Raw genomic sequence first — 23,587 nt, 5'->3', positions numbered from 1 at the left:
ACCGCGCAAGCGCCGCCCGGGTGGTCGTGCGGCCCGGCGCCGGGCCGCCCGGGCGTGCCCCACCCGGCGCCGGGGCGCCGACACCGATACTGCGGCCATGACGGTTCACCGCGGACAGCTCGCACGACGCCCCCTGCTCAGGGCCGCCGCCCTGGCGTTCGCCACGGCCTGCGGCGCGGGCGCCACCGTCGGCGCGGCGGGGCCGCGCCCGCCCCGGTCGCCCGGCACGGAGACCGCGACCACAGGCGGGGCTCCGGGCGAGAGCACGGGCGCCCCCTCCGGGCCGCAGGAGTACGTGGACGCCGGACCGATGGCCATGGCGCTGACCTTCGACGACGGCCCCGGCCCCTACGCCACGGCCGAACTCCTCACCGTCCTACGGCAGTACGGCGTCACCGCGACCTTCTTCGTGATCGGCGCCAACGTCGAGAAGTACCCCCGTCTGGCCCGCCGAGTCGCCGAGGAGGGCCACGTCCTGGGCAACCACACCTGGTCCCATCCCCGCCTCGACGATCTGTCCGAGCCGCGGATCCGGGCGGAGATCGAGCGCACCACCGAGCTCGTCGTCGACGTCACCGGCCGACGGCCGACGCTGTTCCGGGCCCCCGGCGGCCACTTCACCCCGGCCACCGTGGCCGTCTGCGCGGACCTCGGACTGCGGCCGGTCTCCTGGTCGGTGGACCCGGAGGACTGGTCGAACCCCGGTGCCGACGTCATCGTGGACCGGGTGCTCGCCGAGGCCCGGACCGGTTCGATCGTCCTCAACCACGACGGCTGCCTCACCCCCGAGTTCCTGCCCGCCCGGGGCGGGCCGGCCGACCGCTCGCAGACCGTCGCCGCCGTCCGACACTACCTGCCCCGGCTCGTCGACGCCGGGTACCGGTTCACCGTCCCGACTGCCTGACCGGCGGCCGTCACTTGGACTCCGCCGTGGGCGGGACGACGCGCACGTCGCTCGACCGCACGAAGGCGAGCCGGTGGTCGAAGCGGATCGCGTAGTAGGTGTCGCGGCCGACCACCAGGATCCGGCTGTCGGGCGTGTCGGTACGGATCGTCCGCTGCTGGAAGAAGTCGGCCGGCCGGGGTGACTCGTCCGCCGCGACGTACACCTGGCCCGCCGGGAGGGTGGCCCGCAGGGCGACCACCGGCGGCGGGTCGACGGCCGGGTGGTCGGCGTAGGCGGAGGCCTCCGGATAGGCGCGGCCGTACACCGGGACCGAGGCCGGTCCGGGGCGCGGGGTGAGCAGCGTACGGCCGGCCGCTCCCACGCGGCGGGTGCTCAGGCCCGCGGGATCGGGGAACCAGCACTTCTGCCCGTCGTACCAGATCGCCGTCCAGTCGCCCTCGCGCCCGGCCACCACGTAGCGGGCGCCGGTAACGGCGGTGTCGCTCCAGTCGTCGGGCCTGGTGGACCCGTCGTTGACGAGCGGCGCGTCGGCGGCCGGCCCGGTGCGCAGCAGGACGGCGTTGCGCGCCTGCAGCTCCCGGGCCTGCGGCGGCAGCGGCCCGGTCGCCACGAGCGGCGCGACGACGGCCACCGTGTCACCCGGCCGCGGCGGACCGTCGGCCGGCCCGGGCGGCGCCCCCAGCAGTTCGAAGTAGTGCTCCCAGTCCCAGTACGGGCCCGGGTCCCAGTGCATGTCGGACACCGCCGCCTGGGTCGGCGCCGGGACTTCGTCGTGGCCGATGACGTGCTCGCGGTCCAGCGGCACGGCGAACCGGGCCGCGAGGTGGCGCACCAGCTCCGCGGAGGACCGGTACAGCTGCTCGGAGTACCAGGTGGGCCGGTCGGTGGGGAGTGCGAAGCCCTCGTGCTCGATCCCGATGCTGTGCATGTTGACGGTCTTGTTGCCGGAGTGCCAGGCGATGTCGTGCGTGGCCACCAGCTGGGTGACGTGGCCGTCGGAGGCACGGACGAGGTAGTGCGCGCTGGCCTGGGCCCGGGGGTCCTGGAAGTACTCGATCGCCCCGTCGAAGCCGCCCTCGGTGTCGTGCAGCACGAGAGTGCGGATCCGCAGGCCGTCGGCGGGGCGGTCGGCCGGGTTGTAGTTCCCCCATGACGTCGGGTCCGCGGGGTCGGCCAGGGCGTACGCGGCGGGCACGAAGTCGCACCCGAGCTCGTCCGGGCACTCGGCGACCGGCCCGTCGGCCCGTCGCGAAGGTCGCGCCGAAGGCTGCTCGGCGGGCCGGTGCGGCCGGGCGGCGGGCGGCACGAGGTCCGGTTCAGCGGCGAGCCTCACCCGCGCCCCCTCGGAGGTGGTCCGCTCCGCGCCCACGCGCAGGGTCTCGAAGACCCGGTCGGCGAACCGACGGCCCGGCTCGTCCTCACCCGCCCCGCGCCCGAAACGCGTCACCGCTTCGTACCAGCCGCCGGCGCCGTCGCGGACCGGCCCCGGCAGCGCGTTCCGGTATCCCGCCAACAGGGCCGCGCCGCCGCGGAGGTTCTGCAGCGTGTCCCGCTTCACCTCCTCGGCCGGGCGGTGGATCAGGGCGGCCGCCGCGCGGAGCGTGTGGAGCGCCGGGGAGTCCGTGACCCGGGGTTTCGCGGCGCCCGCCGCGCCGCGCCGGGCCGGGTGGTCGGCGTTGACGGCGTTGACGGCGTTGGCGGCGTTGACGGCGTTGGCGGCGGCGACGTCGACGTCGGTCAGCCCCAGCACGCCGTGGTTCCCGGTGGTACTCGGCCTGCCCTGGTGGGACTCCCAGCGGCTCTCCTGGTAGGCGAGTGCCAGGAGTACTCCGACCGGCACGCCGAACTCCCCGGCTGCCGAGGTGAATTGCCGCTGCAGGAGGCGCTCCCGCGCGGGCTCGCCGTCGGCGCGGGCGGCGGCCGGACAGACCACGCAGGCCGCGGTGGCCAGGGCGGTCAGCACGGCCGCGCCCCGGTGCCGGGCCGGACCTCCGGAGCACGAAGGACGGCCCGGTGGCGCCGGGGCGGCGGGCCCGGCCGTGGCCGCCCACCGGCCGGTCGCGATCGCCACCAGCCGCCGGGAGAAGGAGTCGTGGCCCATCGGGCTCAGAGGACCCGGACGCTGTACAGCTCGCCGACGATCTCCTCGCCCGGGGTGACGGTCCCGGTCCGACGGGTGCAGTCCGGCCGGTCGTGCAGCTCGATGTCGTGACCGGTGAGATTGCGCACGGCGTACGCGGGCGGACCGGGCGACACGAGGGTGCGGCACTCGCCGGGGCGCAGGCCGCTCTCCACGGTCTCCGCCTCCGCCGCTCCGTCCGGCGCGCCGGTGGGGTGCTGCCAGACGAGGGTGCCGGCGACCGCGTCGGCGGAGTCCTGTTCCTTGCTCGCCGGTGCGGTGTCCCAGGGCTGCGGGTGCTCGACCGGGCGGACGGCGGAGGCCCGGTCGCGGTAGGCGCCGCCGGGCACGAGCGTGGCCGGGGCGAAGAGTTCGGGCACGGTGACCAGGGTGTAGCCGGCCCCGCGCAGACGGCGGACGAGCTCGGGCACCACGGCGAGCGTCTCGCGCTGGTTCTCGGTGTCGTGCATCAGGATGACCGACCCCGGTCGCGCACCGGCCTCGACCCGGGCGAGGACCTGCGCCGGATCGTGGTGGTCCCAGTCCCGCGTGTCGATGTCCCACAGCACCAGCGGGTGCCCGAACCTGCGGACCTCGGCACTGAAGGAGCCGTACGGCGGTCGCACCAACTCCGGCCGCTCACCGAGGACTTCGGCGATCGCCTGCTCGCCGCCCGCCAGTTCGGCGCGCACCTGCGCGGGCGTCGACGCCCCGAGACGCGGATGGGTCAGGCTGTGGTTGCCGATCACATGGCCCTCCGCCGCCTCACGCCTCAACCGGTCGGGCCACGAGCGCACTTGATCCCCGACGGCGAAGAACGTCGCCTTCACCCGGGCGGCGGCCAGATCGTCGAGCAGCTCCGCCGTCGCCGCGGAGGGCCCGTCGTCGAAGGTCAGCGCCACACAGGCCAGGCGCTCGCAGTCCGGCCCCGCCGGCGCCGAACCGCCGGTCGGCGCGGTCGGTGCCGGCGGGGCGGGCATCGCGGACACCGGCCCCGGCGCCAGCAGCGCCGCACACACCCCCAGAACCACCGGCCACATCCGCACACCTCGTCGCATGCGCTCACCGTAGCCAGCACCACTCGCGCAGCGGCGCAGCGCGGACGAACCGCCATCCGATCGGCTCAACCACCGGAGCCGCCCCGCCCGGACGCTCCGTCGACCGGGCCGGGGCGAGGGACCCGACAGACGTGCGAGCGGGGCGACCCCGTCCGCGGCCGCCCGTTCGGGCCACGGGCCCGTGGCTGCGGGGCCGCGGCCTGCTACTCCTCGGGGTCGGCGACGTTCAGCGTCAGCTCCGCGGTGTGGAGTTGCCCGGCGGTCTGGAACTGCAGGAAGACCCGCCAGTTCCCGGGCGCCCCGAGCAGGGCCATGAAGGTCAGCGTCGGACCGCCGTGCTCGCCGTCGACCCGGCCCGTCGGGTGGAGGTGGGCCAGCGCCCGGTCGCCCTGGTGGAAGGCGGTGAGGTGGGCGTAGCTGTCCAGGTACGGCTGGAGGTCGGTGACCGGCCGGCCGTCCCGGCTGACGGTGGCGGTCAGCCGGTGCGCACCGGCCATCGGCTCGCTCCGGAGGTCGACGGTGTAGCCGTCCACGGTGGTGCTGCCCGCCGGCGCGGGCAACGGCACCGCCGGGGCCGCGCCGGGCACGGTCACGGTGCGGCTGAGCACGAGTTCGCCGGCGCGCGGGCCGGTGTTCGGCAGGAACGACGTGTACAGCCGCCAGTCGCCGGGGGCGAGGGCGGACAGGTCGGCGGTCCAGGTGCCGTCGGCGGCCATCGTCGGGTGCAGGTGCTGGAAGCCGGTGAGGTCGGAGCGGATCGCGTAGAAGTGCAGCTTCTTGCTCTGGTGCTCGGCGAAGTCGGTGACCGGCCCGCCGTCCGGTCCGGTGATGGTGAACGAGCAGGCCGTCGCCCGGCCGGCGGGCAGCTCCGCGCTGCTGAGGTCCAGGCGGTAGCCGTCCTGTTCGGCGGCGAGGCCCCGTGCGGGCGCGGGCGTCCCGGGCACCCCCGGCATCGCGGCGGGCCCGGCGGTCATCGCTCCGTGGTCCATCCCGAACATCCCGGGCATCCCGGATTTCCCGGATTTCCCGGCTGCGCCCGAGGTGCCCGAGGTGCCGGAGGCCACCGCCGGCCCGGCCTGCGCGGAGGGGCCGCACGCGACGAGCCCGACGAGCCCGGCGACCAGCAGCGCGGGCACGCAGGACGCCAGTGCCCAACCAGGGGAGAACGAACGAACAGCAGCGGACATCGGCGGGTCTTTCCGGGTGAGCGCGGGACGGCGCTTGGACGAGCGGGTGCGGGGCGGGTTCGGTCAGGCCTGGGCGGCGGACACCGGGGCGTCCGGGTCGCGCTCCGCGCCGCCGACGGTGCGGCCTCTCACGGGGCGCTCCCTCCTCCTCTCCGGCCGACGGCACGGTGCCGTGCGAGCCGAGGGAACCGGCCGCACTGAACAGGAGACCGGCGAGGGGCGCCGGGATAACCGAAAGTTCGACCCGGGCGCGGAGGCCGGCCGGGACGAGCGGGCGGGCTCGTAGGGCCACGCAGCGCGAGCCCGACAGCACCGCGGGCCGTACCCGCCGATCGGCGGGTACGGCCCGGGTCCCGGACTGCTCGTCTGCGGGGAGGTGCTACGCGTCCCGCCCCGACCGGGCGGTGGCGCGGACGCCGAAGAGCGGGGTGCGGAGCAGCTCCCTGAGCGCCTCGTCCCACGTTCCGCCGGTGACCACCTCGACGATCCGGCCGAAGACGTTCCAGGCGGTGGTGGAGTAGGACATGGTGACGCCGGGCGGGTTGGTCAGGCCGGTCGTCCGGGGCACGTCGCGGTCGGTCGCTTCGAGGATCCTGGCCACCTGGTGGTCGACGAGCTTCGACACGTCCCGGCGCAGGTCTTCCGACGTGCTCTCTCGCTCGTGGTCACGGTGGCCCGGCGCGCGGGGGCGGCGTCGGCGGCTAGCCCGCCTTCCCGGCCCGGCGGCCGACGAGGCCGGTCAGCGCGCCGACGGTGCTGCGCGGCGCCTGCCGCAGGTCGCGGTCCGGGTGGAGCACCGTGCGGAACGCGGCCCAGGCGAGCGCCCCCAGGACGAAGCCGTAGGCGGAGACCAGCCCGTGGCCGTTCTCCTGGGCGAACCACATCGCCAGCCCCAGCGCGGGCACACCGAAGGCGAGCAGCCGGTCGATGCGGACGGCCTTGCCGGCCGCGGCCCGGTCGCCCTCGCCACCGGCCCGGCCGAGGCGCTGGTCGGCCCCGCCGTGCAGCAGCAGGGCCGCGGCCAGCGTCGCGCCGAGGAAGTAGGTGGCGCCCGAGCTGCCGGCGAAGTTGCGCGGGTCGGTGCTGTGCGAGGTCTGGCCCCACAGCTTGTCGATCTGCTCGGGCAGCAGGATGCCCGCGGCGAACAGGCCGAGCGTCAGCGGCGCGCCCCAGAACCAGTCGGCGAAGGCCGCGACGACGGCGAGGGTGGCGATGTTCCAGGCCGCACCGCCGATGCCGCCGTTCTGCATGAAGACCGAGGTGACCACGCGCCACCAGCCGGACTTCGCCGGGTCGGCGTCGAACGCTCCCATCGCCCCCGACCAGCAGAGCTGGAGGGCGACGCCACCGAGCGCGATCGCGGTCAGCGCGACCGCCGCCCAGGGGATCCGCCGCGCGGTCAGCGTGTTCTGGCCGACCAGGGCGAGACCGCCCTTGAACATCAGCACCATCAGTGCCGCCGTGGTCACGTTGAACAGAACGATGTCCATCGTCACCACCCCCCTCCGAGCCGTGTGCGATTTACTGATCATGACAATAGCGCGACCCAGGCCGGTTTCAAACACTGTTTGAAACCGGCGGCCCGGGCAACGGATGAACCGTTGCCCGGGCCGCCGCGCTCGCCGCCGAGGTCACCCCTCGATCGCGTCCGGGATCCACGAGCCGTGCAGCCCGGCGCTCACCCGGTGCGGCAGGTGGACGGTGGCGATCCGGTCCAGGCCGGAGGCGTCCAGGACCAGCAGCTGGGACGCGTCCTGCTTGAGGTCGGACACGACCGTCAGCAGGTAGCCGTCGTCCTCGCGGGTGGCACCGCCGGCGGGCACGAAGACCGCCTCGCTCGGCAGCCGGGCGTCGCCGACCTGGTGGATCCGCCGGGCACCGGTGGTGCGGTCGTACTTGACGACGCCGTAGCCGCCGAAGCCCTGCTCGTCGGGGAAGGAGATGGCGTACTGGTAGCGGTTCTCGGCGCCGAGGTACCGCTCGTTGAGGGTCGGGAACTCCACCGCGAGGTCGTCGATGATCTGCTCGTCGACCGTACCGGCGGCCAGGTCGACCACCCAGCGGCGGGTGAGCGAGCGGGCGACCGGCTCGGTGCCGCGCCCGGGCGCGCCCACCCACCAGTTCCAGGAGAGCCGGAAGCCCTCGCGGTCCACCGTGGGACCCTCCAGGACGACGCGGCCCCGGCCGTCCTCGTAGGCGTTGCCGACGTGCAGCATGTTGCCCGGCTCGATGGAGAACCAGCGGACGTGGCGGGCCCCGTCGGCGCCGCGCGGCATGATGCCGATGCGGGAGAGCTGGGTGTCGCTCCAGCTGTAGGGGATGCCGGAGTGCTCGGCGGGGTCGAAGGTGACGTTGCCCTCGATGAAGACCACATGGCCGCTGGTGAGCGCGAAGTCGTGCTTGAGGGCGGCACTCGCGCCCGGGACCTCGGCGGTGTGGACGATCTCGCCCTTGGCGTCGGCGACGTGGTACGTCAGGAACGGCGGGAACGGCGAGGAGCCGAAGAAGTGCAGTTCCCCGGTGACCGGGTCCTCCTTGGGGTGCGCGGTCATCGCGGACGTCAGCTTGCCGCCGAAGTCGTAGGCGCCCACGGTGTCGAGCTCCGGGGTGAGTTCGAAGGGCAGGTTGGCCTCGCAGAGCGCGAGGAGGCGCCCGGCGTGCTCGATGATATGGGTGCCGGCGGCGCTGGCGGTCAGGTCCGGGCCGTGCTCCGTCAGGTAGGGGGCACCGTCCAGGGCGGGGGTCCGCACCCAGCGGTTGCGGTACCACTCGGCGCGGCCGTCCCGCAGCCGGATGCCGTGCACCATGCCGCTGCCCTTGAACCAGTGGGTGGGGGTGACGCCGGGCTTGGGGTTGTGGCCGTTGCGGAGCAGCCGGCCGGTCAGCTCGGGCGGCAGGTGGCCCTCCACGGTCAGGCCGGTGGCGGTGACCTCGTCGACGACGGGGGTGAAGTGACCGGTCAGGTAGGGCTTCTCGGTGCTCATGGCGGGGTTCCTTCTCGGTGGTAGCGGATGGTCGGGGGCTGTGCGGTGGTCAGCGACCGGTCAGCGGGAGCGGAACGGCCGTGGCCGCCGGGGCGCGGACCGGGCGGCGGGCCAGGTACCCGGCGAGCGCCGCGCTGACGACGAGGACGAGGGCGGAGACGAGGAAGGCTGCCCGGTACCCGCTGGTGAGGGCCGCCGCGTGCGACGCGTGGCCGGCGGCGCCGGCGGTGACCGAACCGGCCAGGGTGGCCAGGGCGGCGAGGCCGATCGCGCCGCCGACCTGTCGGGTGGTGTTGACCAGGCCGCCGGCCAGGCCCGCGTCCTGCGGCGGGACGCCGTCCACGGCGAGCGCGGTGAGCTGGACGAAGGCGACGCTCAGACCGAGGCCGACCAGGACGCTCGGGCCGAGGATGTCGGCGAGGTAGCTTCCGTCCGCATTGATCCGTGACAGCCACAGCAGCCCGGCGGCCTCGGTGAGAAGCGCCGCGGTGACGGTCGCGGTGGCGCCGAGCCGCCGGGCGATCGGGGGCGCCAGCGACGCACCGATCATATTGGCTGCCGCGAGCGGGAGTTGGCCCGCGCCGGTGGCCAGCGGCCCGGATCCGAGCACCTGTTGCTGGTAGAGCGGCAGGAAGAAGAACAGCGCGATCCAGACCGATCCCAGCAGCGCCATCAGCAGGTTGCCCGCGGCGACCCGGCCGGTGGTGAGCAGTCGGCGCGGCACCAGCGCGTCGGGGCGGCCGCGTTCGACCACGACGAAGGCCGCGAACAGCGCCGCGGCCGCGCCGAGCGCGCCCAGCACCCGGGTGTCCGTCCAGCCGGCGCCGCGTGCGGTGGTCAGGCCCCAGACGAGGCAGGTCAGCGAGAGGGTGACGGTGGCGGTGCCCAGCAGGTCGAACCGCCCGGTCCGCGCGCCGGCCTCCGACGGCACGAGCACCGCGACGGCGGCCAGGACCAGCGCCGTGCCGAGCGCGACCGAGTGGAAGATCCAGGGCCAGCCCCAGGCCTGGGTGAGGACACCGCCCAGCAGGACGCCGCCCGCTCCCCCCGCGCCGGAGACCGCGCCCCACACGCCCAGCGCCCGGCCGCGCCCGGGTCCGGAGGGGAACTGGCCCATCGCCAGGGCGAGCGCGGCCGGCGCGATCGCGGCGGCGGCGAGGCCCTGCGCCGCGCGGGCGGCGATCAGTACGCCCGGGGTGGTGGCCAGGCCGGCCGCCAGCGAGGCCGCCACGAACAGCCCGAGGCCGGACATCAGCACCCGGCGGCGGCCGAGGAGGTCGCCCGCCCGGCCGCCGGCCAGGAGCAGCGCCCCGAAGGCCAGGCCGTAGGCGTTGACCACCCAGGTGGTCCCGCCGTCCGACAGGCCGACGCCGGTGCGGATCTGCGGGAGGGCCACGTTCACGATCGAGGTGGCGAGCATGACGGTGAACTGGGCCGCCGCGAGCGCCGCGAGGGCGGCTCCCGGCCGGGTGGCCCGGGGTCCGGCCCGGTCGGTGTGCGTGTGTGCATCGGTCATGGGCACAGACTCGTGCGGAGCGTTGTCCACTCTCCAGGTCCGGCGGGGGCGGGGACTGTTCACTCCTGTCCACCGCTGTCCACCCGGGCCGAGCCGCGGCCGGGCCCGACCCGGGGGCGCAGGCAGGGGTGCGGCCCTGCGCGGGGACGCGGTAACGCGCGGGCGCGGGGATGGCGTCGGACACCGCGACGGACGGCGGGTATCCGCCAAGCTGTCCAGCCCCGGCGGCGGTTTCCGGTCCTGATGGCGGGCCCCCGCGGTGGCGCCCGCGCCGCACCTCCCGCCCGCGCCGCCCCGTCCGGAGCACCGCCGCCGCTCCGGCGCGCGGCCGGAGCCGCCGGCCGAGGGGGCGCCGACGTGCCTGTTCGCGGCGGGTCCCGTGATTCCGGTCCGGGCGGGCGGCGGTGCGGGGGCACGGAGCGGACCCGGGTGGGGCGGTCCGGCCGGAGGATGGCCGATTCCCGTCGGTGCGGGCCGATGTGATGGTGATTCAACTCCGGAATCCGTGCGGTTGCGTTCGATTGTGTTTACTGTTGGCGCATCGGGCTGCGGGTGTTCGGAACGCCCGCTGCAGTGCCGCAGCGGAGCCCCCGTCATGACCTTCCAGGATGACCGAACCGTCGACGGTTCCGGCCCTGAGACGAACCCAGACCTGAGCGAACAGCGCCACCTTGTTCGAGCGAAATCAAACACACTCGCACAGAGGAGATGTCGCATGCCCACCCGTCATGTCTCACCGAGGACAGCGACCACGGCCCTGGTGACCGTCGTCCTGCCCTGCTTCAACGAGGAATCGGTGCTCCGCGCGACCCACGCCCGGCTGACCCGCGCGCTGCGGCCGGGCCGCCGCGTGACGTACGAGATCGTCTACGTCGACGACGGCAGCACCGACGGCACCTGGTCGCTGCTGGAGGAGTTCGCGGCCGCCTCCGACGGCGTCCGGGCCCTGCGGCTGAGCCGGAACTTCGGCCACCAGGCCGGCTGCCTGGCAGGGCTGCGGGAGGCGGCCGGAGACGCCGTCGTGCTCATCGACGCGGACCTCCAGGACCCGCCCGAGCTCATCCCCGAACTGGTCTCCCGCTGGTGGGACGGCTGGTCGGTGGTCTCGGCCCGGCGCACCGGCCGACTGGGCGAGGGGGTCGCCAAACGGGCCTCGGCGTTCGCCTACTACCGCCTGCTGCAGGGCATCTCCGGCCATCCGGTGGCCCTGGACACCGGCGACTTCCGGCTGCTCGACCGCGCCGTGGTCGACCTGCTCGACGGCATGGCCGACCACGAGCTCTTCCTGCGCGGGGCGGTCAGCTGGACCGGCCTGCCGGAGACCTCGGTCGAGTACCGCCGCGACCCGCGGGCCTCGGGCGAGTCCAAGTACACGCTGCGCAAGATGCTCGAACTCTCCCGTCGCGGCATCATCTCCGGTTCGGCCGTGCCGGTCCGGGCGACCACCGCGGTCGGCCTCACCGCGATGACCTCCGGCGCCGGTCTCGGCCTGCTCCGGCGCGACCCGAGGACCGCGTGGTCGGCCTTCGCGTTCGGAGCCCAGGCGATCGCCCTCGGCATCCTCGGCGAGTACGTGAACGCCACGCTGCGGCACGTCCAGGACCGTCCGCCCTACGTCGTCCGGGAACGCATCGACCCCGTACCGAGGGCCCACCTGCCCGCGGCGGCGGCCGTGTCGGGGGTGGCCCGGTGACCACCACCGTCGACACCACGCCCGCCCCGGCGGCGCTCGGCCCCGAGGAGCCGGTCGACACCGTGATCGTCGGCGCCGGCTTCACCGGCCTGTCCGCCGCGCTGGAGCTCGCCGCCCGGGGGCACCGCGTCCGCGTCCTGGAGGCGGAGGACGAAGTCGGCGGCCTCGCGGCCTCGTTCGACGTCGGCGGCCGCGACCTGGAGCGCTTCTACCACCACTGGTTCTCCTCCGACACCGACATCCTGCGGCTCTGCGAGGAGCTGGGCATCGCCGACGCCGTGGAGCCGCACTTGACCCGTACCGGCCTGTACTACGCCAACTCCATCTTCAAGCTCTCCAAGCCGATCGACGTGCTGTGGTTCACCCCACTCGCCCTCGGCGACCGGATCCGGCTCGGCCTGCTGGCCCTGCGCGCCGGCCGGGTGCGCAACTGGCGGGAGCTGGAGCACCGCACGGCCGAGGAGTGGCTGATCTCGCTGGGCGGCCGCCGGGTCTTCGAGGTGGTCTGGCGCCCACTGCTGGAGGGCAAGTTCGGCGCCTACGCGTCGCAGGTCGGCGCCACCTGGATGTGGACCAAGCTGCACCTGCGCGGCGGCAGCCGCACCAAGTCCGGCAGCGAGACGCTGTATTACCTGCGGGGCGGCAGCAAGGCGCTGCTCTCCGCCCTGGTCGACCGCCTGACCGCGCTCGGGGTGGACCTGCGCACCGGCACCCCGGTCGACGCCCTGCACGCGGACGGACGCGGCCTGACCGCGGTGTCGGCCGGCGGCCGGCCGCACCCGGCCCGCCAGGTACTGGTCACCACCGCCCCCGAACAGACCGCCCGCCTGCTGGCGACGCCCGGGGCCGACCATCCGGCCGTCCCGGCGCTGACCAGGCAGCTGCGGCAGATCCGGTACTTGGCCAACGTCTGCCTGGTGCTGGAGAACAACCGCCGGCTCTCCGACACCTACTGGCTGAACGTCAACGACCCCGCCTTCCCGTACGTCGGGGTCATCGAGCACACCAACATGGACGACCCCGGGCGCTACGGCGGCCGCCACGTCGTCTACCTGTCCAAGTACCTGCCCGCCGACGCGGAGCTCTACCGGATGAGCGACCGGGAGGTCTTCGAGTACAGCCTGCCGCACCTGCGGCGGATGTTCCCCGGCTTCGACCGGAGCTGGGTCGAGGGCTACCACGTCTGGCGCGCCGAGTACGCCCAGCCGGTCGTCACCCCCGGCTACACCCGCACCATGCCGCCGCTGCGGACCCGCGTCCCCGGTCTCTACCTCGCCGGGATGGCCCAGGTCTTCCCCGAGGACCGGGGCACCAACTACGCCGTCCGCGGCGGGCGGCAGGCCGCCCTCCTGATGGCCGAACACCTCGAACACGCCGTCCGCGAGCGGCCGCAGCCCTCACCGGAACCCGGCCGGCGCCAGGCGACGAACCCGAACACCGACGGAGCAGCCCATGAGTGACCTCATCACCTTCGACGAGTGCGCCACCCTCGGGATCGAGCGGATCCACGAGCTGTACGGCGCGCACGTCAGCCGCAGCCAGGTCGCGCTGATCGGCTCCTTCGGCTTCGGCCGCGACCTGGTGGACCACGCCGAGGGCGCCTGGATCCACCTGGTCGGCGGGCGGCGGATCCTGGACTTCACCGGCGGCGTCGGCGTCCTGAACCACGGCCACAACCACCCCCGGATCCTCGCCGTCCGCGACCGCTTCCGGCAGGAGGGCCGGATGGAGGTGCACAAGAACTACTTCTCCCCGTACGTGGCCGCGCTCGGCCACAACCTGGCCGCCCTGCTGCCCGGTGACCTGAACGTGAGCTACTTCCCCAACTCCGGTGCGGAGGCGGTGGAGGGCGCCGTCAAGCTCGCCTACAAGTACCACGGCGGGCGGCGCGGGACGGTGCTGCACACCGACATCGCCTTCCACGGCAAGCTCCTGGGCGCCGGCAGCCTGACCGCCTCCCCGGAGATCCACTTCCCGTTCCCGGAGATCCCCGGCACCGACTCCTTCGCCTTCGGCGACCTGGACTCCTTCACCGCGGCCCTGGACCGGCACCGCGGGTCCGACGGCGGCTGCGACGTCTACGTGGTGGTCCTGGAGCCGTTCAGCGCGTCCAGCCTGCGCGAGTGCTCCCCGGAGTTCCTGCGCGAGGTGCGCCGGATCTGCACCGAACTCGACGTCGTGCTGGTCTTCGACGAGGTCTACACGGGCTGGGGCCGGACCGGGGAGCTGTTCCACTTCATGCACCACCCCGGCCTGGTGCCGGACGTCCTGGCGATGTCCAAGTCCTTCGGCGGCGGCAAGGCATCGATCTCCTGCTACGTCGCACGCGAGCCGGTGTTCCGCCAGGCCTACGACAACCTCGCCGACGCGACCCTGCACAGCACCACGTACTACGGGTTCGGCGAGGAGACCGCCACCGCCCTGGAGGCCGTCGCGGTCGCCGTCGACGAGGACTTCCCCGGCCGGGCCGGCCGGATAGGCGCCCAACTGGGCAACGGTCTGGCCGAGTTGGTCGAGCGCCACCCCCGGCTGGTGGCCGGCACCCGCGGCCGGGGCGCCCTGCACGGCCTCCTCCTGCGCGGCGGGCCGCGGATCCCCGACCGGATCCGGGCCGCACTGCCCGGCTCCTTCGCCAAGGACCCCCGGGCGCTGCCCAAACTGCTCACCGCGGCGGTGATCGCCGCGCTCTACCGCGACCACGGCGTGCTGACCTACTACGGCTCCAACCGGGAGATCGCCCTGATCGCCTCGCCCCCACTGGTCGCGGGGCCGGAGGAGGTCGACCTCTTCCTGACCGCCCTGGACCAGGTCCTCGCCCAGGGCGCGAGCCGCCTGCTGGCGGGATTCGTCAAGGAGAAGGTGACCGCCTGATGGACCGGACCACCGCCCCGACCACCGCCCCGACCACCGCCCCGACCACCGGCCCTGCCCGGCGCCCCGAAACGCTCCGGGGCTCCGAACCGCTCCGGGGCTCCGACCGGCACGTCGACCGCGCGCTGCGGGCCAGTGCCCTGCCCGCGTACTGGGCGCGCCACTACGCCTGCCTGCGGGATCCGGCCGCCGGCGCGGCGGCCGAGCGGCACGTGCGGGGCAGCGTCGCGCTCCTCCCGCTGCCCTACCGGCTCGGGTACGCCGCCGCCCTGCGCGCCCTGCCCGCGCTGTTCCGCTGCGCGACCGGCCACAGCCTCAGACTGGCCCCGGCGAGCGCCGACCGCACCGGGATGGCACGGCTCGGCCGCCTCCCCGGGGTGGCCGAGGTCATCCGGGCGAGCACCGCACTGGCCCTGTACGGCGCCCTCGACGGACACCCCGGCGGGCCCGGCGCCCCCGGTTCCGCTGTCCGGCGCGCGCCCCGGGTGGCCGCCCCGTGACGGCCGCCCTGCCGGGCCTCCCCCTCCCCCGCACGGTCCACGACGCCGACGTCCTGGTGATCGGCTCCGGTGCCGGCGGCGGCACCGTCGCCCGGGACCTCGCGGAGGCGGGTCACCACGTCACCGTGATCGAGGAGGGCCCCCGGGTCGGCACCGCGGAACTCGCCGCCGCCACACCGGCCGAGAACATGCGCAGGCTCTACCGCCAGGGCGGTCTGACACCGGTCTTCGGCCGGCCGACCATCGCGTACGGCGAGGGCCGGTGCGTCGGCGGGACGACGGTGGTCAACGGCGGGCTGCTGTGGGAGCCGCCCGCCGCCCTGCTCAACCGCTGGGCCGCCCTCTCGGGCGTCTCCGGCTACCGGGCCGCCGACCTCTCGCCCCACCTGCGGCGGATCACCGAGCGGCTGCGGGTCGGCCCCCAGCTGCCGGACGGCGGCGACCGCGACTCCGTGCTGCTCGCGAACGGGGCCGACCGGCTGGGCTGGCGCTGGCAGCACGCCCACCGCGCCCTGCACGGCTGCCGCCGGAGCAACCGCTGCACCACCGGCTGCACCACCGGCGCCAAGCAGAGCATGGCGCTGACGTACCTGCCGCAGGCCGAGGCGCTCGGCGCCCGGATCGTCGCCGGTACCCGGGCGCTGCGGATCCGCCACGACGGACGCGAGGTCCACGGCGTCCTCACCGTCGACGAGGACGGCCGGCGGGCGTACCACCGGGCCAGGACGGTGTTCCGCGCCGCGGGGCCGATCGGCACCCCCGCCCTGCTGCAGCGCAGCGGGATCCACCCCCACCGGGCCGGCCGCGAGCTGGCCCTGCACGTCAACCTGCGGACGGTGGCCCGCTTCGACGAGCGGGTGTCCGCCCTCGACGGGACGATCTTCACCACCCAGGTCCAGGAGTTCAGCGACCGCGGCACGCTCGTCATGCCGTCCAACCTGAGCCCCGGCAGCCTGGCCGCCGCCCTCGCCGGGCACGCCCCCGAGCTGGTCGAACGCGTCCTCGGCGGGCTCGACCGGACGGCCGTCTACACCACCCAGGTCAGGCTGCGCGGTCGGGCCCGGGTCACGGCCACCCCGCTCGGCGGGGTCCTCCTGCGGCACGGCATGACCGACGAGGACCACCGCGCCCTGCGCACCGCCTTCCACGACACCGCGCGGCTGCTGCTGGCCGCCGGCGCCGTGGAACTGCTCCCCCCGGTCGCCGCCGCCGCGCCGCTGCGCGACCTGACCGCGGTGGAGGCCTTCTGCGCCGGGGTCGGGCCCGGCGACTGGCAGTTGGTGTCCGTCCACTCGATGGCCTCCTGCCGGATGGGCCGGCCGGACCGGGGCGGTGTGTGCGACGAACTCGGCCGCCCGCACGGCTTCCGGAACCTGTACGTCAGCGACGCCGCCGTCCTCCCGGGCGTCACCGGCATCAGCCCGCAGGGAACGATCATGGCCTTCGCCCACGAGATCGCCGCCCGCTTCCTGAACGGCCCGCCCGCGGTCTGACCCACCGCCCGACCCGGTCCCGACTGCCGGGCCGGCCCCCGCCCTCACCGGCCGGGGACCGGCCCGGCAGCTCCCGTCCCGTACCGTCCCACCCACCGGAGATCCGTGTGCACACCCTCCCCACCCCGCCCGGCACGGCCCTGCGGCCCGACCGGGCGTTCAGCACCCCGGCGGTCGTCGCGTCCTGCGTCGGCTTCGTCCTCATCGGCGCCCTCCAGTCCCTCTACGGACCGGCCCTGCCCGCGCTCCGGCAGGAGTTCGGGCTCTCGCCCTCGGGCGCCGGACTCGCCCTGAGCGCCCACTTCATCGGTGGAGTCACCGGCGTCCTCGCCTTCGACCGGGCGTTCGGCCGGATCGGCAACCGCGCCCTGCTCCGCGCCTCCTACGCCCTGATGGCACTCGGGAGCGTCGCCTTCGCGTTCTCCCCGAGCTGGCCGCTCGCCCTGCTCGGCGCCCTGGTCACCGGCCTCGGCTTCGGCGGCCTCGACTACGGCCTCAACCAGCTCTTCGCCACCGGCTTCGGCCGGCGCAGCCCGGCCATGCTCAACATCCTCAACGCCCACTTCGGCATCGGCGCGATCGCCGGCCCCGCCCTGATCGGCCTGCTCGGCGCCGACCGCTACCCGGCCGTCTTCACGGGCTGCGCCGTCCTGGCCGCCGCACTGCTGATCCCGCTCACGGGAGTGCGCGACCGGACCACCGGGACGGACCACGACCCGGCCGAGCAGACCACCGACCGGTCCACGGGCCCACGCGGACGCCGGACCGCCGCCCTGCTCACCGCGTTCGTGGTCCTCTACGTCCTGCACGTCGCGGTGGAGGCCGGCGTCGGCGGCTGGGAGCCCACCCACCTGGAGACCGTCGGCTACAGCGCCGCACTCGCCGCCTCCGCGACCTCCGTCTACTGGCTGATGCTCACCCTGGGCCGCTTCCTGGTCGCGCCGCTGACCCTGCGCTGGCCGGAGCCGGCCATCATCGCCGTCAGCTGCGCCGGCATGGCGCTCTGCCTGCTGGCGGCCGTGGTGCCCGGCCTCGCCCCGTTCGCGTACGCGGGCGTGGGCCTGTTCATCGCGCCGATCTTCCCCACCGGGCTGCCGTGGCTGCGGCGCGCCGTACCGGCCGCGCGGCGGGCCGGCGCGCTGGTGATCGCCGCGTCCATGGTCGGCGGGGTGGCGGCCGGACCGGCGCTGGGCAGGACCATCGAGCTCTTCGAGGTCCGGATGGTGCCGGTCGTCCTGTTCGTCCTGGCCGCGATCTGCCTGGCCGCCACCTGGTGGCTGACCCGGGCGACCGGGAAGGCCTCCGACCGGAGCGCCACCGGATCGTCGTCCTGACGGCGGGTGACAGGACCCGGCGGGGTCCTGTCACCCGGGCTCGCGGCGGCCTACGGCAAGGCCTCCGAACCGTGCGGCTCCACGAACCCGACGACCTGCCGCGGCCGGTCGAAGCTCGTGACGCCGTACCCGATCAGCCGCACCGAGGCCGGCCGGCCCTGGCCCCTCGATCGGCATGCCGGTCGCTCCCCCGCCCCAGTCGCCGTCCCGTGCCTGCCGGTCGACCCGTCCGCGCATGGCGGCCCGGCCACGTCCGCGCCCTCGGAGCAGCCGCTACCCGGCCGTCGCTTCGGCGGCGGACGTGCCCGTGCCCCGGTCCGCGACCCGGGCCCGGCGGATTCCCCAGCCCACGAGCAGCGCGGCCACGGCGGTCAGCGCGAGACCGGCGCAGCCGACCGCGTCCAGGAACTCCGCGCTCCGGTGGGCGTCCCGGTCCGGGGCGGCGAGGCCACCGGTGACGAGCGCCGCGAGGACGGTGCCGCCGACCGCCACGCCGACCGCGGCGGCGACCTCACCGGCGCTGTCCACCAGCGCCGCACCGACCGTCGTCCGGTTCCGGGGGAGGCCGCGCATCACGTTGGTCCCGGCGACGACACCGACCACGCGCATGCCGGCCGCGGCGAGGGCGAGCGCGACGGCGACCCACGGGTACCCGAAGCGGCCCAGCAGCCCGTAGACGGCCAGTCCGCACACCACCGCTCCGGCGCTCAGCCAGGCGGCCCGGTCGAGACCGACGCGCTTGATCAGCGGGCCGACGAGGGCACCGCCGGCGATGAGGACGACGACCTGCGGCAGCATCCCGAGCGCCGCCTGCGCCGGCGTCCAGCCCAGGTCGAGCTGCAGGTGCAGCGTCACCAGGTAGCCGAGCCCGGCGGTCGCGAGTCCGGCCGCGCCCTTGAAGGCCAGGCCGCTCGACACCAGTGGGCGGGCGACCAGTTCGAGGTCGAGGAGCGGGTGGCGGGCCGACCGCTCGCGGACCACGAAGAGGACGGCCGCCGCGGCCGCCACCGCCGAGGTCAGCCACGGGAGGAGCGAGCGGGCGCCCAGCTCGACGAAGAGCGTCGGTGCGACCAGCGCCAGCACGACCGTCGCCGTGCCGAGCAGCGCGCCGGCGGCGTCGACCGGGTCGCGGTGCAGGTCGTCAGCCCGGTCCGCCGGGATGCCGCGCCGGATGCCGAGGTAGGCGAGCGCGGCGATCGGCACGTTGACCAGCAGCAGGGTCTGCCACGGGGCGACGGCGAGGACGAGACCGCCCGCCGTGGGTCCGATCGCGAGCCCGACCAGCCCCACCGTCGAGATGAGTGTCGTCGCACGGACGCGCAGGCCGTCCTCGTCGAACAGACGGAACGCCAGGGCGAGCGAGCCCGGCGTCGTCATCGCGGCCGCGATCCCCATCGCCGAGCGGACGGCGATCAGCTGCTCCACCGTGGTGACGAACGCGGTGGCCAGGCTCGCCGCACCGAGCAGCACCAGCCCGACCAGCATGACCCTGCGCCGGCCGACCCGGTCGGCCAGCGCCCCGAGGGCCAGCATGAGCCCGCCGAACACCACGACGTACGCACTGGTGACCCACTGCAGGGCCGTCGCCGAGGCGGACAGCTCGCGCCCGATGGTGGGCAGGGCGACGTTGAGGACCGAGTTGTCGAGCATCTCGAAGAGGAACACGGCGGAGAGCCCGGCGAGGGCGGTCCAGGCCTCGCGGAGGGAGCGCGGCGAGCGGGGACGTTCGGCGGGGGCAGCGAGGCTCTCGGCGGCTTCACGGGGACGGCGGGTGGGCACGGCGCACTCCTTCGAGGTGAAGAAGTGGCGGCTCGTCGGAGACCGCGTATGCGCGCGAGTGGCTCGCGTTTTTACTCCCGGTGCCGCCACCGTAGCACGCGGCCCGGCGCCCCCGGCACGCTCGTCCGGCGCCCCCGGGAGGCGGTCGGTCAGGTCAGCGCGAGCAGGCTGACGGCGACGGCCGCGGCTGCCAGCCCGACGAGTTGCAGGCGGTGGATCCGTTCGGCGAGCACGGCCCGGGCGAGCAGGACGGTGCCGGCCGGGTAGAGGGCGGTGATGACGGCGACGACGGCGAGGTCGCCGCTGCGGGCGGCGAGCAGGAACAGCAGGTTCGCCAGGGAGTCCAGCACCCCCGCGGCCGCCGACATCCCGTACGCGGGCCGTTCGCTGCCCAGCCGCCGGTACAGCAGGCCGGCCGCGGTCAGGGTGGCGGCCGAGGAGACGGCCCGGCCGGTGAGCAGCGGTGCCAACCCGCTGTCGGAGGGCGCCTGGTGCAGACAGATCAGCTGCAGGGCGATGGCCGCGCCCGCGCCGAACGCGAGCAGCAGGGCGCCGCGCGAGGGCCGGACCGGGCCCTCGCTCCCGGCGCTCACCAGAACGACCGCGACCAGCGCGAGCGGCAGGCCGACCAGCCCGGCCGCGGAGAGCCGCTCCCCCTGTACCAGGCCGACCCCGACCGGCAGCACGGCGGACACCAGCGCGGTCACCGGCGACAGCACGCTCATCGGGCCGATCGCCAGGGTCCGGTAGAGCAGCACGAACGCGGCCGCCGAGGCGATGCCGGAAGCGGCGCCCCAGCCGACGGCGGCGGCGCTGAACGAGGCGCCGAGGAAGGGCCACAGCAGGAGTTCGACCGCCAGGCTGGCGGGGGCCGCGATCATCACGGTGCGCAGGACGTGGGCCTTGCGGGCGCCCATACCGCCCAGGAAGTCGGCGCAGCCGTAGGCGAGGGAACTGCACAGGGCCAGCAGCAGAGCGGTCACAGCACGTCCTTCGATGCACTTCGTCAATCAGTGGAACGACTTCACGGTACAACAGAATGACCAGGGCGGGTTACCGGAACGACCGCGGGGTACATTTGAGTGGACCGAGGGACGAGGAGTGGTAACCGGTGGTCGAGACAGCGGCGGCTCTGCGAACGGTGGCGCGCAACGTGAGGGCGGCCCGGCAGCGGGCCGGCCTCTCCCTGGAGGAACTCGGCCGCCGCGCCCAGGTCAGCAAGGGCGCCCTGGTAGGCCTGGAACGAGCACAGGGCAACCCCAACCTCGCCACCCTGGTGCGGCTGGCCGACACCCTCGGGATCTCGGTGTCCGCCCTCATGCAGGGCCCGTCCGAGGGGCGGGTCCGCGTCGTGGCGGCCGACGCGGTCGCCCCGCTGTGGACCGGCGAGCACGGCGGCTCCGCCCGGCTCATGCTGACCACCTCGGGCCCGGCCCCCGTCGAGGTCTGGCGCTGGCACCTCGAACCCGGCGAGGACTACCCCAGCCACCCCCACCAGGCCGGCGTCGTGGAGACCGTCAGCGTCACCGCGGGCCGGATGACCCTGGTCGTCGACGGCACCGAGCACACCGTCGAGGCCGGCCAGACCGCCACCTTCGACGGCGACGCCCCCCACACCTACCGCGCCTCGGACACCGGCCCCTGCGACCTGATCATGACCGTCCACCTCCCCCCGGGCCCCACCCCGCCCGCCGGCGTGACCGCGTGAACCGGGGCACTCACCGGGATGCGGTACGGCGGTTCGCTCTGGCCGGGGCGCCCGCCTGTCACGTGGCGGTCGGCTGCGGGCTCATCGCACGCTCGTACAGCGCCTCCCGCGCCCGCTTGAGCAGTTCGGCGGCCTTCGTCCGCGACGCCTCCTCCGCCTTGTCGAGCGCGCTCGGGTAGTCCGCGGACATCTCCGAGCCCGCGCTGTAGTCGACGGTGACCGTCAACCGTAGATTTCCGTCGCAGAAGGCCGACCTGAAGCTCAGTTGGTCGACCGGCCCCGGGATGGTGTCGGTGAGCGGGTGCCGGACCGACGACTGGTAGCCCTCCTGGCCGAGCCCCCCGCCGTCGGTCGTCTCGAACTTCCGGGTCTCGGTCGACTTTGGTCCGCCGAGCGGGGACCTCGCGATGTCCGCCTCGACCTCCAGCCAGTGGCAGCCGCGGGCCGCCTCGAAGACCGTCGCGTCGACGCTCACCCGCCAGTCCTCGGTCGCCGGACCGCCGTCGTAGCCGCAGCTGAGCGACGTGGACGGGTCGCTCGCGATCCCGTCGCTCGTCACCGGTATGGAGCTCCTCAGCTGCCCCGGCAGGCCGGGATCGCCCACTACGGCGCAGAGGTCGCCGACCGTGCGGTACCAACCGACTTGCTTCGCCTTGCTTTCGCCACTGCCGCCCCCGCCGCCACACGCGCTGAGGAGAACGAGGCCGGCGGCCACCAGGGCGGCCGCGCCGGTACGGGAGATTCGGTTTCGACTCGTCACCGCGCCAGGTTAGAGCCCCCGTCGAAGTCGCGGGTCGGAAAGCGTCAGCGGCACCCGTACCGGCTCCCATCGACTCTCCGGCACCTGCGCCCCGGTTCCGATCCTGGCCGGTGGCCGCCGGCGATCAGCTCCGGCACAACGCCCTGAAGCGGCGATGGGCCCGAGATCACGCGGGAGCACGCTCAGCGGGCCACCGTGGAGGGGGTGACGTTCGGCTGCGGGGGGGATGGTCATCGGGGGGAGGGTGATCACCGGGCCGATCGGGTGGCAGCCGTCCCAGCTGGGGAGTTGGAGGGGCGGGCAACTGGTCGGGGGCTTCGGGAGGGTCGGGGTGGGTCGCGGGCCGGGGCTCCACGCGGCGGGCGGGTTCTCCTGGTCCAGGGTCGGCGTCGGGGCGGGCACGCGGGTCGGCGCCGGCTTCGGGGCGGCCGCGGTCTTCGAGGGGCGCGGCGGTGCGGCGACCGTGGACCGGGCCGGCGCCGGGGCTGCCGGAGGCTCGGTGGGCGCGGGGGTCCCGACCGGCGGCGGCGTGCTCGTGGCGGTGAGGACGACCTCCGTCGGCGGGGCGGGCTCCGAGGGCGTGGGGCTCGCCGAAGCGGTCGGGCTCGGCGAGGTGTCCGAGGCGCCGGAACCCACCGAAGACCCGGCCGGGACCGGATCGTGCGACCCCCGCAACGCCAGGCCCCCGGCACCGGCCAGGCCCAGGAGACACACCCCGGCGGCTATTCCGCCGACGAGCCTCCGCCGGTTCACCGGCTTCGCGTCCTGCTCGTCCCTCTCGCCCTGCATTTCCGGCCCCACCTCTGTCTGATACAGCGTCTGAACTGCGCGGATCGTAGCAGCGGCCCCGCAGCCGGAGAGGACCGGGACGGCGCCCCACGCGAGGGCCTCCCGCGCGGTTTGCCGGATCGGCAACAGAACTGGCCCACCCGGTGGGCGGCGGGCGAGCGTGGGGGCATGACCGACGACATCGCAGCAACCTCGCCCGCGGGCGAGTACCTCGGGGACCCCGCCGTGCGGGCCGAGTGGGACGGCCGGTACGCCGACCGGCAGCAACTGTGGAGCGGCCGCCCCAACGGCGTGCTCGTGGCCGAGGTCGAAGGGCTCGCCCCCGGGCGGGTGCTGGACGTCGGCTGCGGCGAGGGCGCGGACGCCGTCTGGCTGGCGCGCGGAGGGTGGGACGTGACCGCGCTGGAGGTCTCCGGCGTGGCGCTGGAGCGGGCGGCCGGGCACGCCCGGGACGCCGGCGTCACCGTTCGCTGGGTGCACGCGGAGCTGGTCGGGGCGGCGCTCCCGCCGGCCTCCTTCGACCTGGTCTCCGCGCAGTACCCGGCCCTGCTGCGCACCCCCGGCGCCGCGGCCGAGCGGGCGCTGCTCGCGGCCGTCGCGCCCGGCGGCGTGCTCCTGCTCGTGCACCACGCGGGCATGGACACCCAGGAGGCACACGGGGGCGAGTTCGACCCCGCCGACTACGTGTGGCCCGCGATGGTCACCGCGCTCCTCGACGAGGACTGGCAGGTCGAGGTGGACGAGCAGCGGCCGCGCGTGGCACCGGAGGGCGGCGCCGGCGCCCACCACACCGACGACCTGGTGCTCCGCGCCCGCCGACTGCGCTGAACCCTCCCGACGCGAGCGCTCCCGGCCGTGGCACGACCGGCGAGAGGGGGACGCCCGCGTC

General features: G+C 75.0%; 19 protein-coding genes. 9 read left to right on the top strand and 10 right to left on the bottom strand.

What is annotated here, in order from left to right; translation table 11 throughout:
* The first annotated feature begins 97 nt into the window (after nt 1–97).
* Nucleotides 98–904, top strand: coding sequence for a polysaccharide deacetylase family protein (locus ACIF6L_RS12100; RefSeq protein WP_396489418.1), 807 nt, complete (start codon nt 98–100; stop codon nt 902–904).
* 10 nt (nt 905–914) lie between these two features.
* On the opposite strand, the gene ACIF6L_RS12095 is transcribed toward ACIF6L_RS12100, so the two are convergent.
* The 7 genes from ACIF6L_RS12095 to ACIF6L_RS12065 all read right to left on the bottom strand — a co-directional run bounded on the left by ACIF6L_RS12095 (nt 915) and on the right by ACIF6L_RS12065 (nt 9,771).
* Complete coding sequence (locus ACIF6L_RS12095) at nt 915–3,008, bottom strand: N-acetylmuramoyl-L-alanine amidase (protein ID WP_396489420.1); 2,094 nt, start codon at nt 3,006–3,008, stop codon at nt 915–917.
* 5 nt (nt 3,009–3,013) lie between these two features.
* Nucleotides 3,014–4,084, bottom strand: coding sequence for a polysaccharide deacetylase family protein (locus ACIF6L_RS12090; protein WP_396489422.1), 1,071 nt, complete (start codon nt 4,082–4,084; stop codon nt 3,014–3,016).
* A gap of 203 nt (nt 4,085–4,287) precedes the next feature.
* Nucleotides 4,288–5,271: a hypothetical protein gene (locus tag ACIF6L_RS12085; RefSeq protein WP_396489424.1), complete on the bottom strand. Its 984-nt coding sequence runs from the start codon at nt 5,269–5,271 to the stop codon at nt 4,288–4,290.
* Nucleotides 5,272–5,650: 379 nt separating this feature from the next.
* Nucleotides 5,651–5,896 carry a serine hydrolase gene (locus ACIF6L_RS12080; protein ID WP_396489425.1) on the bottom strand — a complete coding sequence of 82 codons (246 nt, stop codon included), beginning with the start codon at nt 5,894–5,896 and terminating at the stop codon, nt 5,651–5,653.
* 76 nt (nt 5,897–5,972) lie between these two features.
* The gene (locus ACIF6L_RS12075) at nt 5,973–6,761 is read right to left on the bottom strand and encodes a hypothetical protein (RefSeq protein ID WP_396489427.1); all 789 of its coding nucleotides are present in this window, start codon (nt 6,759–6,761) and stop codon (nt 5,973–5,975) included.
* A 141-nt stretch (nt 6,762–6,902) separates the two neighbouring features.
* Nucleotides 6,903–8,255: a carotenoid oxygenase family protein gene (locus tag ACIF6L_RS12070; protein WP_396489429.1), complete on the bottom strand. Its 1,353-nt coding sequence runs from the start codon at nt 8,253–8,255 to the stop codon at nt 6,903–6,905.
* A gap of 49 nt (nt 8,256–8,304) precedes the next feature.
* Nucleotides 8,305–9,771, bottom strand: coding sequence for an MFS transporter (locus ACIF6L_RS12065; RefSeq protein WP_396489431.1), 1,467 nt, complete (start codon nt 9,769–9,771; stop codon nt 8,305–8,307).
* Between the two features lie 715 nt (nt 9,772–10,486).
* Here ACIF6L_RS12065 and ACIF6L_RS12060 point away from each other — a divergent pair.
* The 6 genes from ACIF6L_RS12060 to ACIF6L_RS12035 all read left to right on the top strand — a co-directional run bounded on the left by ACIF6L_RS12060 (nt 10,487) and on the right by ACIF6L_RS12035 (nt 17,662).
* Nucleotides 10,487–11,464, top strand: a complete 978-nt coding sequence (locus ACIF6L_RS12060) for a glycosyltransferase family 2 protein (protein WP_396489432.1) — start codon at nt 10,487–10,489, stop codon at nt 11,462–11,464.
* The gene (locus tag ACIF6L_RS12055; protein ID WP_396489434.1) at nt 11,461–12,924 is read left to right on the top strand and encodes an NAD(P)/FAD-dependent oxidoreductase; all 1,464 of its coding nucleotides are present in this window, start codon (nt 11,461–11,463) and stop codon (nt 12,922–12,924) included. Before ACIF6L_RS12060 ends, ACIF6L_RS12055 begins: the two co-directional genes overlap by 4 nt.
* Nucleotides 12,917–14,335 carry an aspartate aminotransferase family protein gene (locus ACIF6L_RS12050; RefSeq protein ID WP_396489436.1) on the top strand — a complete coding sequence of 473 codons (1,419 nt, stop codon included), beginning with the start codon at nt 12,917–12,919 and terminating at the stop codon, nt 14,333–14,335. The genes ACIF6L_RS12055 and ACIF6L_RS12050 overlap by 8 nt, the downstream gene beginning before the upstream one ends.
* Nucleotides 14,335–14,835: a hypothetical protein gene (locus ACIF6L_RS12045; RefSeq protein ID WP_396489438.1), complete on the top strand. Its 501-nt coding sequence runs from the start codon at nt 14,335–14,337 to the stop codon at nt 14,833–14,835. The genes ACIF6L_RS12050 and ACIF6L_RS12045 overlap by 1 nt, the downstream gene beginning before the upstream one ends.
* The gene (locus tag ACIF6L_RS12040) at nt 14,832–16,328 is read left to right on the top strand and encodes a GMC family oxidoreductase N-terminal domain-containing protein (protein ID WP_396489440.1); all 1,497 of its coding nucleotides are present in this window, start codon (nt 14,832–14,834) and stop codon (nt 16,326–16,328) included. The genes ACIF6L_RS12045 and ACIF6L_RS12040 overlap by 4 nt, the downstream gene beginning before the upstream one ends.
* A gap of 107 nt (nt 16,329–16,435) precedes the next feature.
* On the top strand, nt 16,436–17,662 hold the full coding sequence (locus ACIF6L_RS12035; RefSeq protein WP_396489442.1) for an MFS transporter: 1,227 nt from the start codon (nt 16,436–16,438) through the stop codon (nt 17,660–17,662).
* Between the two features lie 273 nt (nt 17,663–17,935).
* Here ACIF6L_RS12035 and ACIF6L_RS12030 read toward each other — a convergent pair whose 3' ends face one another.
* Both ACIF6L_RS12030 and ACIF6L_RS12025 read right to left on the bottom strand, forming a co-directional pair.
* Nucleotides 17,936–19,441 (bottom strand): MFS transporter, encoded by a 1,506-nt coding sequence (locus ACIF6L_RS12030; RefSeq protein ID WP_396489444.1) that lies wholly within the window; start codon nt 19,439–19,441, stop codon nt 17,936–17,938.
* Between the two features lie 149 nt (nt 19,442–19,590).
* On the bottom strand, nt 19,591–20,424 hold the full coding sequence (locus ACIF6L_RS12025; RefSeq protein WP_359809158.1) for an EamA family transporter: 834 nt from the start codon (nt 20,422–20,424) through the stop codon (nt 19,591–19,593).
* 128 nt (nt 20,425–20,552) lie between these two features.
* Here ACIF6L_RS12025 and ACIF6L_RS12020 point away from each other — a divergent pair, with 128 nt between their 5' ends.
* Nucleotides 20,553–21,149 carry an XRE family transcriptional regulator gene (locus tag ACIF6L_RS12020; RefSeq protein ID WP_359809160.1) on the top strand — a complete coding sequence of 199 codons (597 nt, stop codon included), beginning with the start codon at nt 20,553–20,555 and terminating at the stop codon, nt 21,147–21,149.
* 58 nt (nt 21,150–21,207) lie between these two features.
* Here the strand turns inward: ACIF6L_RS12020 and ACIF6L_RS12015 are convergent, their stop codons facing one another.
* Nucleotides 21,208–21,708 carry a hypothetical protein gene (locus ACIF6L_RS12015; RefSeq protein WP_396489446.1) on the bottom strand — a complete coding sequence of 167 codons (501 nt, stop codon included), beginning with the start codon at nt 21,706–21,708 and terminating at the stop codon, nt 21,208–21,210.
* Nucleotides 21,709–22,866: 1,158 nt separating this feature from the next.
* On the opposite strand from ACIF6L_RS12015, the gene ACIF6L_RS12010 reads away from it, so the two are divergent.
* Nucleotides 22,867–23,526: a class I SAM-dependent methyltransferase gene (locus ACIF6L_RS12010; RefSeq protein ID WP_396489448.1), complete on the top strand. Its 660-nt coding sequence runs from the start codon at nt 22,867–22,869 to the stop codon at nt 23,524–23,526.
* Nucleotides 23,527–23,587 lie beyond the last annotated feature (61 nt).

The sequence above is a fragment of the Kitasatospora sp. NPDC086009 genome (genome assembly GCF_044540385.1).
Lineage (GTDB): Bacteria > Actinomycetota > Actinomycetes > Streptomycetales > Streptomycetaceae > Kitasatospora.
The sequence above is the reverse complement of the archived record's forward strand: the minus strand, read 5'-3'. Positions and strand labels throughout refer to the sequence as shown.

What these genes read in the sequence shown, in the direction of transcription:
- ACIF6L_RS12100 (WP_396489418.1), top strand. Translation starts at nt 98, where the DNA reads ATGACGGTTCACCGCGGACAGCTCGCACGACGCCCCCTGCTCAGGGCC.
- ACIF6L_RS12095 (WP_396489420.1), bottom strand. Translation starts at nt 3,008, where the DNA reads ATGGGCCACGACTCCTTCTCCCGGCGGCTGGTGGCGATCGCGACCGGC.
- ACIF6L_RS12090 (WP_396489422.1), bottom strand. Translation starts at nt 4,084, where the DNA reads ATGCGACGAGGTGTGCGGATGTGGCCGGTGGTTCTGGGGGTGTGTGCG.
- ACIF6L_RS12085 (WP_396489424.1), bottom strand. Translation starts at nt 5,271, where the DNA reads ATGTCCGCTGCTGTTCGTTCGTTCTCCCCTGGTTGGGCACTGGCGTCC.
- ACIF6L_RS12075 (WP_396489427.1), bottom strand. Translation starts at nt 6,761, where the DNA reads ATGGACATCGTTCTGTTCAACGTGACCACGGCGGCACTGATGGTGCTG.
- ACIF6L_RS12070 (WP_396489429.1), bottom strand. Translation starts at nt 8,255, where the DNA reads ATGAGCACCGAGAAGCCCTACCTGACCGGTCACTTCACCCCCGTCGTC.
- ACIF6L_RS12065 (WP_396489431.1), bottom strand. Translation starts at nt 9,771, where the DNA reads ATGACCGATGCACACACGCACACCGACCGGGCCGGACCCCGGGCCACC.
- ACIF6L_RS12060 (WP_396489432.1), top strand. Translation starts at nt 10,487, where the DNA reads ATGCCCACCCGTCATGTCTCACCGAGGACAGCGACCACGGCCCTGGTG.
- ACIF6L_RS12050 (WP_396489436.1), top strand. Translation starts at nt 12,917, where the DNA reads ATGAGTGACCTCATCACCTTCGACGAGTGCGCCACCCTCGGGATCGAG.
- ACIF6L_RS12045 (WP_396489438.1), top strand. Translation starts at nt 14,335, where the DNA reads ATGGACCGGACCACCGCCCCGACCACCGCCCCGACCACCGCCCCGACC.
- ACIF6L_RS12010 (WP_396489448.1), top strand. Translation starts at nt 22,867, where the DNA reads ATGACCGACGACATCGCAGCAACCTCGCCCGCGGGCGAGTACCTCGGG.